The organism is Candidatus Saccharimonas sp., from assembly GCA_015256915.3.
Taxonomy (GTDB): domain Bacteria; phylum Patescibacteriota; class Saccharimonadia; order Saccharimonadales; family Saccharimonadaceae; genus Nanogingivalis.
In genome coordinates, this window is record CP076101.2 from 566964 (window position 1) to 582994 (window position 16031).

14 protein-coding genes and 4 tRNA genes are annotated in these 16031 nt (G+C 33.9%); 3 read left to right on the forward strand and 15 right to left on the reverse strand.

Annotation, left to right across the window (positions count from 1 at the left end):
• Positions 1-205: 205 nt before the first annotated feature.
• The 4 genes from HXL38_002885 to HXL38_002900 form a co-directional block, all read right to left on the reverse strand.
• Positions 206-916: a YebC/PmpR family DNA-binding transcriptional regulator gene (locus tag HXL38_002885; GenBank protein QWB90902.1), complete on the reverse strand. Its 711-nt coding sequence runs from the start codon at positions 914-916 to the stop codon at positions 206-208.
• A 110-nt stretch (positions 917-1026) separates the two neighbouring features.
• Positions 1027-2400, reverse strand: coding sequence for an FAD-dependent oxidoreductase (locus HXL38_002890; GenBank protein ID QWB90903.1), 1374 nt, complete (start codon positions 2398-2400; stop codon positions 1027-1029).
• Between the two features lie 10 nt (positions 2401-2410).
• Positions 2411-2674: a hypothetical protein gene (locus HXL38_002895; GenBank protein QWB90904.2), complete on the reverse strand. Its 264-nt coding sequence runs from the start codon at positions 2672-2674 to the stop codon at positions 2411-2413.
• 2 nt (positions 2675-2676) lie between these two features.
• Positions 2677-3405 carry a hypothetical protein gene (locus tag HXL38_002900; GenBank protein QWB90905.2) on the reverse strand — a complete coding sequence of 243 codons (729 nt, stop codon included), beginning with the start codon at positions 3403-3405 and terminating at the stop codon, positions 2677-2679.
• Between the two features lie 339 nt (positions 3406-3744).
• Here HXL38_002900 and HXL38_002905 point away from each other — a divergent pair.
• Positions 3745-3821 (forward strand) — tRNA-Met (locus HXL38_002905).
• Positions 3822-3922: 101 nt separating this feature from the next.
• Here the strand turns inward: HXL38_002905 and HXL38_002910 are convergent.
• Together HXL38_002910 and HXL38_002915 are read right to left on the reverse strand one after the other, a co-directional pair.
• Positions 3923-4000: transfer RNA gene (locus HXL38_002910), tRNA-Met, on the reverse strand.
• Positions 4001-4052: 52 nt separating this feature from the next.
• Positions 4053-4493: a hypothetical protein gene (locus tag HXL38_002915; protein ID QWB90906.1), complete on the reverse strand. Its 441-nt coding sequence runs from the start codon at positions 4491-4493 to the stop codon at positions 4053-4055.
• Between the two features lie 40 nt (positions 4494-4533).
• Here HXL38_002915 and HXL38_002920 point away from each other — a divergent pair.
• Positions 4534-4609, forward strand: a tRNA-Ile gene (locus HXL38_002920).
• Positions 4610-4693: 84 nt separating this feature from the next.
• Here HXL38_002920 and HXL38_002925 read toward each other — a convergent pair.
• From HXL38_002925 to HXL38_002935, 3 genes are all read right to left on the reverse strand, one after another.
• Positions 4694-4900 carry a hypothetical protein gene (locus HXL38_002925; protein QWB91285.1) on the reverse strand — a complete coding sequence of 69 codons (207 nt, stop codon included), beginning with the start codon at positions 4898-4900 and terminating at the stop codon, positions 4694-4696.
• Between the two features lie 69 nt (positions 4901-4969).
• On the reverse strand, positions 4970-5653 hold the full coding sequence (locus HXL38_002930) for a hypothetical protein (GenBank protein QWB90907.1): 684 nt from the start codon (positions 5651-5653) through the stop codon (positions 4970-4972).
• A 36-nt stretch (positions 5654-5689) separates the two neighbouring features.
• On the reverse strand, positions 5690-7249 hold the full coding sequence (locus tag HXL38_002935) for an excinuclease ABC subunit UvrC (GenBank protein QWB90908.1): 1560 nt from the start codon (positions 7247-7249) through the stop codon (positions 5690-5692).
• Between the two features lie 466 nt (positions 7250-7715).
• On the opposite strand from HXL38_002935, the gene HXL38_002940 reads away from it, so the two are divergent.
• Entirely contained in the window at positions 7716-8603 is an 888-nt protein-coding gene (locus HXL38_002940) for a helix-turn-helix transcriptional regulator (protein ID QWB90909.1), read from the forward strand.
• A gap of 58 nt (positions 8604-8661) precedes the next feature.
• Here HXL38_002940 and HXL38_002945 read toward each other — a convergent pair whose 3' ends face one another.
• The 6 genes from HXL38_002945 to HXL38_002970 form a co-directional block, all read right to left on the reverse strand.
• The gene (locus tag HXL38_002945; GenBank protein QWB90910.1) at positions 8662-10560 is read right to left on the reverse strand and encodes a fructose-bisphosphate aldolase class I; all 1899 of its coding nucleotides are present in this window, start codon (positions 10558-10560) and stop codon (positions 8662-8664) included.
• A 66-nt stretch (positions 10561-10626) separates the two neighbouring features.
• Positions 10627-11952 (reverse strand): FAD-dependent oxidoreductase, encoded by a 1326-nt coding sequence (locus HXL38_002950; protein QWB90911.1) that lies wholly within the window; start codon positions 11950-11952, stop codon positions 10627-10629.
• Positions 11953-12085: 133 nt separating this feature from the next.
• On the reverse strand, positions 12086-13684 hold the full coding sequence (locus HXL38_002955; GenBank protein ID QWB90912.1) for a histidine phosphatase family protein: 1599 nt from the start codon (positions 13682-13684) through the stop codon (positions 12086-12088).
• Between the two features lie 172 nt (positions 13685-13856).
• Positions 13857-13931 (reverse strand) — tRNA-Asn (locus HXL38_002960).
• Between the two features lie 103 nt (positions 13932-14034).
• Positions 14035-15339, reverse strand: a complete 1305-nt coding sequence (locus tag HXL38_002965) for an ABC transporter permease (GenBank protein QWB90913.1) — start codon at positions 15337-15339, stop codon at positions 14035-14037.
• Entirely contained in the window at positions 15332-16018 is a 687-nt protein-coding gene (locus HXL38_002970) for an ABC transporter ATP-binding protein (GenBank protein ID QWB90914.1), read from the reverse strand. Before HXL38_002970 ends, HXL38_002965 begins: the two co-directional genes overlap by 8 nt.
• Between the last annotated feature and the right edge of the window lie 13 nt (positions 16019-16031).

Genomic DNA, 16031 nt, shown 5'->3' on the forward strand with positions numbered 1-16031 from the left:
TACCAACTTTCCATAAAAAATTCAAATGAACTCCGGTAAAAAATGTAATTTTCTAATTTTATTTCACAACAATATCAGAAAAACTACGCCTAAGCACCTACCAGTATTACTTAAGTATTTACGATTATAACAAATAGCTATAGTAATGTCAAATAAATTTTTAAACAATAAAAAGCTCTCGAAATCTTCGAAAGCTTTTTATTGTTTAATCTATTTTAGCGTTCGTATGAACATTCACCACGTCATCAACGTCGTCAAGTGCATCCATCAATTTTTCAACTTTCGCACGAGTTTCGTCGTCAGTGATTTCAACTTCCATATTTGGCACGTATTGAAGTTCGGCTTCTTTTACAGTTAAACCTTTTTCAATTAGTTCTTTTCGAACTTTCATTAAATCTTTTTGGTCGGTATAAACCATAATTTCGCCATCTTCTTCAACCGCGTCTTCTGCACCAGCATCAAGAATTTCAAGTAGTGCGTCTTCGCCCGTTGCTTCAACCAAAATTACACCTTTGCGAGTAAACTGAAACATCACACTACCCGCGTCAGCAATTCGGCCACCATTTTTTACTAAAGCAGTCTTAACTTCAGGGAAAGTTCGGTTGCGGTTGTCGGTTGCGGTTTCAATAATCAAACCAATTCCATTTGGGCCATAACCTTCGTAAGTAATTTCCTCAAGTATTGCCGAGTTTTTATCTGCTGCGCGAGCAATTGCACGCTCAATATTTGCATTTGGCATATTCACAGCGCGAGCTTTTTCAATTGCCAGCGCCAAACTTGGGTTCATGTCTGGATCAGCACCACCACGAGCTGCAATTGCAATTTGATTTCCAATTCGTGTAAAAATTGCACCCCGTTTTGCATCATTTACACCTTTCTGTCGTTTAATTTTTGACCATTTATTATGACCAGCCATAATTCTCCTTAATTTTTATCTGTAAATCTATATTAATTTTACCATTTTTTGCTTGAAAATTCAAATTTCGAAAAATAAAAACGCCCATTTTAACTTTTGAGCGTTTAGTTTTATTTAATTTTATGGGCTGCCACACGAATAATCTCGCTCCAGCTTAAAAATGGTTGTGGGATTTCGGCTAAATCGTGTGCTGTCATTTCATTTCGAATCGCCAAAGAAATCTGCGAAATCAAGTTTATTGCATCTGGCGATACAATACTTCCGCCAATAATCTTTCCCTTCCTATCACAAATAATTTTAGCAAATCCACTACTGAAATTCTCGACATTACTTTTTGCAATTAAATTAAGTGGCGCAATTGCAGTTTTATATTTTAAATCTCTCTTCAAACAATCATCCTCAGTTAAACCAACCGTGGCAATTTCTGGCCAAGTTGAAATTGTACGAGGCGAAAGCGGAAACTTAACCTCAATTTTTGAGCGTGAATGTAAAATATTATAAGCAACCGTTCGGCTTTCAAGGAGAATCTCTGCCGTTTGAGCTTGTGGATTAACCACGCCACCAACCGCAAAAATATGCTTCATAGAAGTTTGCGAAAATTCATTTACAGCAATTCCATCTTTCGAAAAATCAATATGGGCATTTTCTAAGCCTATGTCTGTATTAGGTATTCTTTCACCTACAACCAGAATTTCATCAACTCGCACAAATTTCTCGGTTCCGCCTCGTTGAAAGATCACTCGCTTCATCAAGCCGTCTTTTTGCACTGCTACCACTCGAGTTTGCGGTAAAACATAAACATGACTTTCTTCAACTAAAATATTTTCAATAGTAATTCCAACTTCTTCGTCTTCTTTTGGCAAAAGTCGTGCTGAAACTTCACTGATGTAAACTTTCGTACCAAAAATAGCCAAAATTTGAGCAATTTCAACCGCCTCAGCTCCACCACCAACAATAAAAATGCTTTTAGGTGGGCGAGCAATATCAAAAATTGTTTTCGGCGTATAGTATCGCACATTTTCAATATTTTTAATATCTGGAATTGAGATTTTCGAACCAGTTGCAATCAAGAAATTCTTTGCTGAATAATGCTTTTGATTAATCGAAATCTCATTCGGAGTTAAAAATCTGGCTTCACCGCGAAAAGTTTTAATCCCCATACTTTCGAAAAATTTTTGATTATCATGAGCACCGGTTCGTTCAATCACATTTTTTTTCCAAGCAGAAATTATCGGAAAATTATAAGTTAAATTTGCCGAGCGTAGACCCATTTTTTCAGCCTTTTTCGCCTCAAAAAAAGCTTTTTTAACCTTCGAAATTGCCGCCCGTGGAATATCACTATAATTTGGTGATTCACCACCAAAAAGATCATTTTCAACAATCGCAACATTTAGCCCGGATTTTGCTGCAATATTTGCTGCTGCCGAACCACCCGCTCCACTTCCAAGAACAATTAAATCAAAATCAAATTTTCTTTTAGCCATTTTTCACTCCTTAAATTATGCTCTTGAAATTTTTATAAATATACGCTGCCTCCGGATGGACTTTCTGTAGAATTTCTCCGGTTTGTCTTCGAATATCACCACTTGTAATTTCTGGTTTGTTTCTTTGCCAATCTGCAAATTCGAGAAGAGTTTTTCGAACAAATTCATTACTTTGCCCTTCTGGAGATCTAACAATTAAGAAAGTTTCACTCAAGGATTTTTGTAATTTTTTATAATCAAATTTCTCAACTTCTCCATCAGATTTTACAACCATTCTCATAGCGAAACCCCTAAGAATTCTGGCATAAAAATTACAACACCAGTTATAAATGCTAAAATTATCATTCCCAGACCTGCTGAAAATTGCATAAAACGCTTATTCTTATTCCGCCAAGCTTGAATTTCTGAAATTGGATGTCCACCAGAAATCATACAAGCAATACTAAAAATTGGTAAATTAGAAATTAAAACATAAATTACTAAAATAGCAAATTGAAGGGCCGGTGAAACACGTGAGGCTAAAATTGCCGAAATCGCCAAAGATGCAAAATAAAACAAGATTTCACTCAAAACACTCACAATTCCTAGCGAAAATGCTTCAGCCGAATGAACAGTTTTACTTGCTCGCTCGTTAAGAAACTTTGCCATTGAACGAGGAATCCAAAGTTCCGTACTATTTTGTATGTTTTTGCCTCTTCGATAATAAAAAATCCAAGTTGAGATCCCAGCAGCAACTAAAATACCAGCCAAGACTGCCCAAGCTACTTTCGAAAATGCAATATTATAAAATATTCCAGCAAAATATGCAAAAGTTGAAAAAATAAGAATAGTTGCAAAAACTGATCCAAAAACTAAAGACATAGATAACTTTGTTAATTGTAAATGCGACTTTTTCTTGCTTAAAGTGTGCCCACTCAAAAGTGTTAGAACGCTAATACTCAAATGAAAACTAGCATGCACCATTGCCGCTAAGATTACTACTAATAAAATCATCCGAATTTCCATAAGCTTCATTTAAATTATATTATAAGCACAAGCGAAAATCAAGAAAAATGTTTAAGTTTTTTCGAAAAAAGTCTTGACTTTTATATTTTTATATGTTATTATAAATAACGTAATATTATTTAAAAACAAAAAGGAAAATAAATGGCACGACACGAACGAATGTCCTCATGGGATAGACACCGAACTAAAAAAGAACTCCGAAACTTCATTGATGCAAGAATTTCACGATTCAATGAATTTGATGAGTTCGAAGATTTAGTCTAAGAATATGAAGCTCGCAAAATTAGCGAGCTTTTCTCTTGAAAAAAGTTTTTCAATGTGCTAAAATATAAACATTATGGTAGCGTAGCTCAGTTGGTTAGAGCGTAGGACTCATAAGCCTAAGGTCGCAGGTTCAATCCCCGCCGCTACTACCAGAAATTATATAGAAAATCGTTGCAAATTTTGTAACGATTTTTATTTTTATAAATAAAAATAACCTTCCATTTTTGAAAAGTTATTTTTTGAAATAATTTCTTGGTTGCGGGAGTAGGATTTGAACCTACGACCTCTTGGTTATGAGCCAAGCGAGCTGACCAGACTGCTCCATCCCGCGATATCTGCTTTATATTTTATCACGCAGATATTTAAAAGTCAAGGGTTTTTGGCTATTTCGTTGCCTTTTGAGCATTTCCACCAAAAATAAAGTTAATCCATTGTGTAAAATTTGAAGGTTTTGGCGTTTTAGTTTGCTCTTTCTTTTGTTCTTCTGGGTATTTCGAAAGAATCAAAACATGTTCACCTGGCATTGCAAGACCAAGTTTTTCACGTACAGCAAGCTCTTGGTATTCAGAACTTTTCAGATATTTTTGCTCATATTCAAGTGTTTTATAGCTAATTTCATCAATTAAAGCCTGGCGCTGTTTGAGTTCTAGCTTTTTTTGAATTGAATAATTTTTTTCCATCGCCGCAATATTCCCCCAAACCCAAATTATCGAGATAAAAATAACACTGGCCATAACAATATTACTCAAAGTTAAAATATCGTTCGAAAAATAATATTTCGCACGGCGAGTTTTAGTTTTTAAATCGTTTAAGTTTAATTTCACTATTTAATTTTATCACATTTTCTGATATAATTAAATAGTCGGGGGATTAGCTCAGCGGTTAGAGCAGTCGTCTCATACACGATTGGTCGCTGGTTCGAACCCAGCATCCCCTACCAAAATCGCCTAATTGGCGTTTTTATTTTTATTTTGAATTTAACAAAACCGCCCCATCTGAATGAGAGGCGGTTTTTATAAATTGATTATTTCTTGCGAGAAACTGTCAAGAAGCCGTTTCGTGGATTTTCTTTTACAATTCGGTCTTCTGGAAGGTCGCAAGGCTCACCCTTATCGTTCTTTTCTTTTTTAGCAAAGAAGTAAATTGTTTGTGGTTTTCCGCCACGCAAAGTTACTTCACTTTTGTGCAAATAATATGTAATTCCTTTTGAATTTGTTTGACTATAAGCCATTTCTATCCTTTCATTACTACTGTTATATATTTTCATTGTATATCAGTTTTAAAGTGGTGTCAAGCCTTTTTACACTTTTGGTGTATATTTTTTCAAAATAAGCTTAAGAATTATAGTTGTTATCATTTTTATTATAATCATAAAAATTAAAATTATTGCTACTAAAGTTGTCCATCCAGCCAAATCTGGTGACCAAATTGGTGCGACAAAACTATAAGTATATTCTGAAATATTTGGGTATTCAGCCTTAACTTGACCCTGACTACTTGCAGGATATTTATTTTGCTCATCTAAAATACACTGTTGATATGCTAAAGAATATCCGCCACGGAACCTTGGCCGGCAAGCTTCTTCCGCCTTTTTAAAAATATTTCCATTCGGATTATCACTTTCAGCTTCACGAGCAACCTGCTCGGCTTTTCTCATATCACTTTCATAAATATTCGCCCATACAATTTTCACTTCTCGGTTCATTTTGAACCAGTGAGTTTCATCACTATAAAAAATTCCGCCACTATTCATATGAGCATAAACGTAATTAGCTAATTCAATTGTTGCTTTTCTGGTAGCTTCAACATCGCCAGATTTATCAGCCGTTTCAACAGCCTCTCTTCTACGAATCATTCCCACATTATTCAAACGTAAAGCTGTTAAATTTACAAAAATCACAAGTATAAGTAAAATAAACAATTGCCAATTTTTAAGCGATTGTATCTGTTTAAGACGTTTTTTAATTCTGCCTTTACCCACCATAATACTTATGTATATTTTACCAAAATTCCAAGAAAATTACAAATTTTGCTTAATTTTTTGAGCTAATTTTTCACCAACAATTTTCGAAAGCTCTTGCACAGGGGCTTCGCGAATTTTCTTTAGCGAACCAAATTCTCGCAATAATTTTGCCCGCGTTTTTATTCCTACACCATCAATTTTTTCTAATGCATTCTGAGTTTGCTTTTTAGTTCGCAAATTAGAATGATAATTAATTGCAAATCGGTGAGCTTCATCACGAATCCGCTGGAAAAGCTTGGTTAAATCACTAAATTCTGAGTTACTTTCACCTAGCAAGTTGCGGGCGTGGCCGTGTGAATGGCTTTGCAAAAGGTGCAAATTTAGTATCAAAAAATCGCCCTCTCGCCGAACCGAAAAATCTCTATCATTTTTTTCGAAGTTTTTATCTAACCAATTAGTTTTGAGGTTTGGATTTTGCGTATCAAAAATAATCTCTTCATCACGCTTAGCAATTCCAATTGCTAAAATATCTCTTGGCAAAACTTCTCGCACTGCACTTAATTGACCTTTTCCACCATCAATCAAAACTAAATCAGGCCATCCCCATTTTTCGTTTCGCTTCGAGAATCTCCGTATTAAAACTTCTTTCATATGAAGAAAATCATCATTTCCGCCAGTTGTCATTTTAAATTTTCGATACTCTCGCTTGTCGCTAAGCCCATTTGTAAAAACCACCATCGACGCCACATTGTTTTCTCCACCAGTGTGCGAAATGTCATAAGCCTCAATTCTCCTCAGTGGAATTTCAAGCGAGAGAATTTCCGCCAATTTCGCTAATGCGTGGTCTTTTGAAATATCCAAAAATTCCTCGTTCGAAAAAATAACCTGTTTACCAAGCTCACTTAAATCTCGCAGTTGGTTACGTTTTTTTGCAGCCATTTCGAAATTCTGTTCATTCGCAAAATCGAGCATTTCTTTCTCAATTTCAAGCTGAAGCATTTTTCGCTCACCTTTTAAATATCGCGAGAGCTGGCGTAAATTACGTTTATATTCTGTCATTTTTTGTTGATATTCGGGCAAATTTGGTTCAAAATTTTCCAGCCCAGGAGTTAAACCAATCTGAAAATCTAAACTATTTCTAGCTGGCATTTTTTCACTCAAATAATACGGAAAGACTCTTCGAAGCAATCGGACCGATTTTTTCACTGCATTAGAATTATAAAATGGGCCAAAATATTCTGCTAAATCATCAAGCGGATTTTTAGTGAAACTAACATGCGGAATTTTGTCACGAAAACCAATTCGCACGTAAGTTGGTGATTTATCATCCCGCAAAAGTATGTTGTACTGTGGCTTGTAGCGCTTAATCATCTCGCTCTCTAAAAATAGCGCATCAATTTCAGTCTCAACCTCAATCCAGTCAGTCATCGCAATTTCTGATACCAAAGCTTCAGTTTTTGGATCTTTTCCGCGCGAGTTTTGAAAATATTGCCGCACACGATTTTTTAAATTTGCCGCTTTTCCAACATAAATAATCTCATCTTTCGAATTTTTATGAAAATAAACGCCAGCGGAATTTGGCAGTTCTTTTAGCTTTTTCGAAAGTTGTTTGTTCATCTCTTATTATTATATCATTTTATATTTTTTATAAAAACTATTTTATTATATTTAATAATATGCTATACTCAGAATATAGATTATACTCAAGATAAAATATATCTTGAATAGCCTTGAACTTTAGAAAGGGGTATATAATATGGAACAAACCGAAACTAACAAAGTAGAAGAACCTTGCCATATCAAATTGTTCACCGGACAAATTGTGATCTTTAGACCCTGTAACGAGCAGTCAAAAAAAGAATAATACCCAAAAACCTTAAGCCACCTAATTTTGGTGGCTTTAAATATTTTTTCAAAAAAATAAATTTGATAAATTCATTATATGTTATTAGCTAAATCAAGCAAATTTAACATGATTTTAATCTGTTTTGTTAAAAATATTGGCAACAAAATTAGCAATTTTCAAGAAAACTTGGTAGTTGCAAATGAGCATTTTTTATATAATTGATGTATAATAATTAATATGAAAGGACAAAAAATGTTTAATCAGAATTTACAAAAATTACGAGCCGAGAAAAATATCTCACAAGAGCAACTTGCTGATAAAATTGGCGTTTCGCGACAATCAGTTTCAGCCTGGGAGAGTGGCAAATCTTCCCCTGAACTTGACAAACTAATTGCCCTAAGCGAACTCTTCGAAATTAGTTTAGATGAACTAACCGGCGAAATTTCAACCAAAAAAGCCAATTTTAATAAAAAAGAATATGAGAAATCATATCAAAAAATTGCACTAATTCGTGCGCTTGGTATGCTTATTCTTTTTACCGGCCTTGCAATAGCAGCATATTTTTCAGGATCAACAGCAAGTTTTAATGTTTTAGCAGGGGTTAGCTTAATGCTATCCTTAGCAATATCAGTTCCCCTACTAATTTTAGCTAAAAATTTTGATAATTCAGAAATTGAAAACCTACTTGATTATACTATAAAAATTGACAAATTTTTTTCAAAAAATGAAATCAGACAAGCCAAAAATATTAAAAATAGCAGTGCTATGGCACTGGTATCAACAATTTTTACAGCTATAGCAACTCATCAAATAATTTATCATTTTTCTGATCTTGGCATTAATTTAGCTAATGCTATATTTATGGCCCTATTAGGAATTGGAATCTCAGCATCAACTTACGGAAATTCTATTTTTTCGAAAATTAATAACTTTTATGAAATCGAAAATAAAGATGAAGAAAAAGATTCAAAAATAGGATTTTTTGCGGCAATAATAATGCTTTCAATCACAGCAATTTATTTAACTTACAGTTTTATTACAAATAATTGGGAATCGGCTGAACTATTTTACCCGGTTGGCGGAATTGCAATTGCAATTTATGCTATTTACGTAAAAAAGAAATAATCATCAAAACAAAACGCTCAATAACTAAAATTTTGAGCGTTTTTAATATTTTTGATAGTTAATTCTTATACAAAGCGTGCGAATTTGCCGCGACTCGCTCCAAGAAAAGTAACTGAGCTTGCTGAACATTTTCTGGTTTTCCAACCCAAGCTTGAAGCGCTGGCATCTGTAAAGCTCGCGCATAACTATAGGTCAATCCCCAGTCAAAAGGTCCGAGATTGGTTATTTCTTGGAGATTATCAGTTGCCTGAGTTGTGGTTTGTCCACCAGAAAGGAATACGATACCTGCCAATTCTTTTGGAACTATTTTCTTAAAAATAGAAACGGTTTCTCGTGCAACCTCTCTTGAAGAAGATTGAATTTCATTTTCAGAGCCAGCAAGAACCATATTTGTTTTCAAGACTGTTCCTTTAAGATCAACCTTAAATATTTTTAGTTCCTCAAAGAGCTTTTTAAGAATCTTTTCCGTAACTTCTCGGCACTGTTTAATAGTGTGTTTCCCAGAATAAACCACCTCTGGCTCAACGATTGGTACAATTCCATAATTCTGGCAGGCTTTAGCATATTGTGCCAAAACTCGCAAATTTGAAGCGATCGCAGCTTTGCTCGGCGTTCCTTTTTCTTCATCAATTTCAAAAGCAACTCGCCATTTCGCAAAATCAATTCCTGCTTTTGAATATTTTTGGAGTTTTTCAACCAAAGAATCAAGTCCCAATGAAATCGTCTCGCCTTCAAATCCAGTTAAAGGCTGCAAACCACCGTCAAGTTTCACACCAACCAAAATTCCGCGATTTTTCAAATACTCAACAAAATTAATACCTTCAGAAGTGTTTTGTTCGGTTGTCTCTTCAAAAAGAATAATTCCACTTAAATAATTTTCAATATCTGGTGTTTTGAAAAACATCTCACGATAGGCTCGGCGATTTTCAAAAGTATCTTCAATCCTAATCGTTTCGAATTTTTTATGAATATTCCCGCCAGACTCATCTGCAGCAAATATTCCTTTTGGCCGCGTAACTAATTTTGCAGCAGTTTTGTGCAATCGTGTTTCAATATCTGGCGTATTACTCAAAACATCAACAGGTAATTCATAATTTTTGCGATTTAAAATTTGATGCGCATAAAAAGGCTTCAATATATCATTAAAATCAGATTTATTAGCAATCGTAACTGAAACCTGCAAATTTTCTTCTAATTTTGAAGGATTCGAAAAATTTTCAGCAACGAAAGCTGCCTGAAAAATATTATTCTGGTAAAACGAATTTAATTCAAAATTAGTTTCAATACTGGCAATTTTTTCTTTATTTCCAGCAACTATTTTCGAGCCATCAAAAATAACAACGCCTCGCACGCCAGTTCTAATTAGTGAATCTATCGCATTTTCATAACTTGAATAATCAATTAGATCGCTTAAATTTTGTTTTCGAAAATCTACAAAAACTAAATTCGCTCGAACGAAAAACTCATGCGCAAGCTCAGGACCCAAATCGGCGACATTAAAAACAAGCTCAATATTTGGATTCTCGCGCAAATATTTTTTAAAATCTGTCAGATAATTTTGCGAAAAATTAGCATCCGCAATATAAATTAAATCTGGTGGAAAAGCTGGCGAAACCCATTTTGTGCTACGAGGGTTACTGGTTAAAATAAAACTCTTGCCTTTATACGAAACTATAAATCGATCAATCAGATTGCTGTTAATTTCATCATATTCGAAATGAGAAGTACCGTTTGGATTCGCACTTGAAAAAGCCTTAAAATGCGCTGCTGTAAAGATTTTTTCACTCAAAATTGTTCCACCATAAACACCAGCTTGTTTTTGATAATTTAAAGTTGAATCATCAAAAGTTAGATCATAATGAAAATCATTGAGCTCATCTTTATAAATTTTTTGATTTTGAATGTCTAAAAAGTTATCTTTTGTCGCATTTCCAATCGATAAAATCGTCGGTTTCATTTCCCACCTTTAAAAATTATTATGCTTTTGCTTAAATTATATCAAATTTTCGAAAATAAAGCAAACTTAAAGATTAAACAAATCATTTAGACTTTCAGCCACGGTTGGGTGGGTAAAAATCTGGTCTCGCAGAACAGTATAATCAAGTCCAGTGTCAATCGCCGTTTTTATAATATTTATAACTTCCGGCGAATTATAACAAAACAGAGCTGCGCCTAAAATTTTATTAGTTTTCGAATCTACAATCGCTCGCAAAAGACCAGTTGTTTTAAATTCAAGCTGGAGTTTTGGCACTGCTGCTGCCGGAATTTCCTTTATCTTAATCTTGAAACCTTCCTCCAAAGCTTGTTTTTCAGTTAATCCAACTTTCGAAAATGGAACCTGCAAAAAAATCGAATTTGGCAAATTAACACGATTTTTTAGAGAATATTTTCCGTCACCATAAAACTGTGAGCGCAAAATTCGAAAATCATCTAAAGAAGTATAAGTAAATTGCTCTTTTCCTCTCACATCACCAACCGCCCAAACTTTTGAATTTGAAGTTTGAAGATTTTCGTTAGTCCAAATTCCACCATTTTCAAGTGTTTTAATACCTGCTCGTTCAAGATTTAATTTTGCAGTTACTGGTTTTCGCCCGGTTGAAATTAACACTTTATTAAAAGCTGATTTCTTACCATTATTTTGGACTAAAATTCCATTTTCAACATTTTCGAAAGCCTCAATATTTGCATTAAACTCAAAATTAACACCTTGCGAAACTAAAAAGTCAAAAATTGCTTTTTGCATCGAATCATCTTCATTAGCTAAAATCTTATCGCCTCGCTCAAAAATTGTTACTTTCGTTCCCAACTTCGCAAAAGTTGAAGCGAACTCTAGACCAATAAATCCACCACCAATAATTGCTAGGCCGTCAATTGCCTCCTGATTATCAAGAAGCTCTGTACTAGTTAAAATTTTTGAGTCCTTTAAACCTTCTTCAATTCCTGAAATTTTAGGAATAGAACTTTCTGCACCAGTATTAATAATAATCTTATCAGCCGAAAGCTCAAGTTTTTCATCATTCGATTCAACTAAAATTGTGTTTTCATCTAAAAATGAACCAAAGCCGTCAAAAACTGTAATCGACTCGTTATCTGCAAGCATATTATAATTTTTTGAATTTAGCCTCTGCACAACATCAAATTTTTGCGAAATTGCTTCTTCGAAAGTTAAATTTTCACTCGCCGCAACCGCTAGAACTTTGGTTGGAATACAAGCAATATTAATACAGGTTCCGCCATACATTTTCGGCGACTTTTCAATTAATGCAACTTTTTCACCTTTATTAGCAGCCAGAACTGCCAAAGTTTTTCCAGCTTTTCCAAATCCAATTATAATTTTATCAAATTTCATTTTTACCTCTTTTCTATTTTAATTTTAACACATTTTACTTAGAAAAGTCTTAAAATTGTAAGAAAAAGAAAAACCCCCGAGACTTCGGGAGATTTTCTTGGCTCCCCTTGATAGAAATATTACTAACCAGCAACTACTCGGGCGCTATATCGGACAGTCGAAAATCTTCAATTTTAATAGATGAATCTGTTGAAAACATAGATAAATTAGAGTCATCTTCATAAGCAGATAGGTATTTTTCATATTCTTTAGAGTCTTGCCAATGCACCCCACTTTTTGCCATGTTTTTATACAATGATAATGAATTCGGTAAGAATTTATAATGAAATATTACCGATGATATATTTACAAAATTTAACTCTTTCGGAAATACATAATGATCATTCACGATTAATTCATTTCCAGTGTAATATAGTAGCGGAACCTTTTGTAGACTAGACCTTAAACCAAAAATTCTTCCTCTAGGGCCACCATAAATTCTTAACCCGTAAAAAGGGTTGATTTCAGTTTTATAAGTGTTCGAATCTACAAATTTCATATCATTTATATTCTTATTTTTAAAAATAGGTTTTTTAGAATATACGTCTACCATAATAGCTTTAACAGATTTACGGCCATCCTTACTTATGGAGTCAATGTATTCTTTTATCTTTTCATCAACATGGAATAATTCATCAGAATCAACATTCAAATACCATCTGTTAATTCCATAAATATCTAAAATCTGCTGTCTCCAGCTACAAGCCCTAAAACAATTATAGGGAGCTTCAACATTGTATAAATCCAGTTTAATATCTTTAATATTTTTCGTAATTTCACTTATCTTTTTTATTGAATCATCATCAGAATTATTATTTACCAATACGAAATTCTTAACACCCAATTCGACATAACGTCTTATCCATTTCTCAAAAAATTCTGAAAAATTATTAAATACACAAACTAAAATAATCTCTTTTTTACTTTTATCAATAGGTTTTAAGGCATTTTCAACCTTACTGAGTTTATCATTCAACCCTAAAATTAAATACTTTAGTGTTTCATTATTAAATTCTATATTGTTATAGTCTTTAGCGATATTTACATATTTATGTCTGGTTTCACTATTCTTAATTTTGTCTGTTTCTCTAAGCCTTTTGCTAACTTCAAAATTCGATATATCACTCAATAGATTCTTGTGTTTTTCTAAAAATTGAAAATCAACATCTTTAAAAACTTCGAATTTACCTTTTTTCGCGTGAGAAGATTTTAACCCTAAAATCCGCTTCATAAAGGATATAATCGTTCCATGAGAAACTATTAATACAGTGTTGTTTTTGAAATTATTCTTTTGAACATCAGTTAAAAAATCGCATAATCTGCTTTCAATACTATATTTACTGTCACCATATTGGCCAAATCTAATAAAAAAATCTCCAGCGACTTGCTTTTCCCTAACCTCATCTAGCTCCGCAGAGTTTTCTTTTCCATTAAATTTACCCCAATTTATCTCTCTAATACGGTCATCTATTTCAACATTAAGGTTTCGATTATCTGCAACTTCTTTCGCTGTTTGTAGAGTTCTAATTAACGGTGAGGCGTATATTTTATCTATTCTAGGTAGTAATTTTACTGATTCGATAACTTGCTTTCTACCATTTTCAGTCAATATTGAACATTGTATTTCTTGGCTTGATAAAATTTCACGCGTATTATCTAAAGCTTCACCATGCCTCATAAATATTAAGTTCATAATATATCCTATCTAGCTCTTCTATTTTTATCAGACTAGTCATATTTTTTCTATTATGATATATCAATTGGAAATTTTTTGCAATATAGAATTAAATAAAAAATAAAAAAGGCTCTATTTTAATCTGTTAGAACCTTTTCTCACATTATCAAATTGTCATAAAACTCAAATTTGGCTCCGGCAGCTGGGCTCGAACCAGCGACCTATTGGTTAACAGCCAACCGCTCTACCACTGAGCTATGCCGGAATAATAATCTTATTATACACGAGTTTTTTAATAATTTCAAGACTTTTTTCTATTTTTTCAGAAAAATCGGCCCACTTTGTTAGTGAGCCGATTTTTATTATCTCTATTCAGTTCGAAGAGCCTCAATTGGGTTCATCTTTGCTGCTTTTCGCGCTGGCAAGAATCCAGAGATCACCGAAAGTAACATCAAACCAACCACCAATAAAATCCAAGCGAATAAATCTGGTTGAAGTAAATTCGTATCCACGCCAGAAGTTTTTTGTAGTTTTAAAACACTACTGATTACAGGGTTTAAGAAAGTAATTCCATACGCTACAACAATTCCAATAATTCCACCAAATAAACCAATCAGCGCCGCTTCGTATCTAAAAAGTTTCGAAACATCACTCTTTCGCATTCCGAGCGATTTCATCAAACCAATTTGTGAAGTTCGCTCTAAAACTGAAATATATTGCGTATTAATAATTCCAAAAGCTGAAGCAAGAAGCGTTAAAAATCCAAATCCAGCAAGACCCGCCGCCATAACATTAATTGCTGCTTGAACCGTTGCTTTATCATCTGCAAAAGTGGAAACTTGGTAAAATTCACCACCGTTTAATGCTGTAATTTCCTTTTTAATTTCATCAACTTTTCGTATGCCGTCGGTTGTTACGCTCGCACTATAAAACCGCATTTCACCAGAATTTTGCTTTTTCGCAATTTCCAAACCATCACTATTATTCATCCAGAAATTTCCTTGATAGTTAAAGTTAGTATCCGTTTTTCCGGCATCAACTGCTTGAATTTCAAAAGTCTTTTCGAAAGTTTTACCTTCCGCATCTTTCATTTCGAAAACTACTTTTTTGCCCACGATATCAGCAGAAATTTTACCTCCAAAAGGTTCAACATAAGCTTTTGGTGCGATAACTTTTCCATTATCAATTTGATTATTTTTGCTGAGCTTTCCGGCTGAAAGACCCATCTCTTGTTCGTCATTTTTTGTCGCAACGCTTCCATCATATTTTACTCCATTTTCAACACGAATAGTATCAATATTTATAGGAACTTTTGGTGAAACGTTTCGAACGCCTTTAATTTTTGTGATTTTTTGTAAATCTTCATTTTTTATTGAATGCTTTTCCATATCAGCTTCAGCCAAATTTTTTCGTGAATCTTCAAGTGTAGTTTCAACCTTATTTGGTGCATAAGGGTCTTTTTTATTCTTGATTAATCGCGAGATAGTTAAAGCATTTTGATCGCCTAACTTGTTAGCTAGACTTTCAACATAAGCATTGCCGCCCTTTCCGGCTGCAATTGCGAGTGCAACAGTTGTCGCGCCAACCGCAATCGCCAAACTCGTCAAAATTGTTCGCCCTTTTGCTAAACGAATATTTTTTCCAGCTCGCTTAATAATATCAACTCTACGCATTTTTAACTCCTTCAATATGCTCTATTTCGCCATCTTTTATCCGAATCCGAATATCACACTTTTCTGCCAATTCTTCATCGTGAGTAATAATAAATAGCGTTGCACCAGACTTTTTATTATATTCAAAAAGTAATTTTTCAATTTTTTCACTAGTTGCGGAATCCAAATTTCCCGTTGGCTCATCCGCAAAAATTATTTCTGGCGAGTTTACAATTGCTCGCGCAATTGCAAGGCGCTGTTTTTGCCCACCCGAAAGGTCACGAGCTGGTGTTTTAATTTTATCTTTCAAGCCAACCGCTTTTAGGGCGTCTTCTACAATTTCTTTCCTTCGAAAAATTGGCTCTTCAGCAATTTCAAGCGGTAAACTCACATTTTCGAAACAAGTTTCATTTCCCTGCACAAAAAAGCTTTGAAAAATAAATCCCATTTTTTTCGAACGAAATTTATCAATCTTCTTTTGATTCATTGATAAAATATTTACTCCATCCATTAAAACTTCACCTTTTTCTGGAGCATCTAGGCCACTCATTGCATGAATCAGTGTTGATTTTCCACTTCCCGATTTCCCAATAATCGCCACGCTTGAACCATTTTCAATCTTGAAACTTACATCTTTTAACGCCTGAAAACGATTCTTCTTTTTGCCATAAATTTTTGAAATATTTCGAACTTCAATCATATTCCTCCTTTAA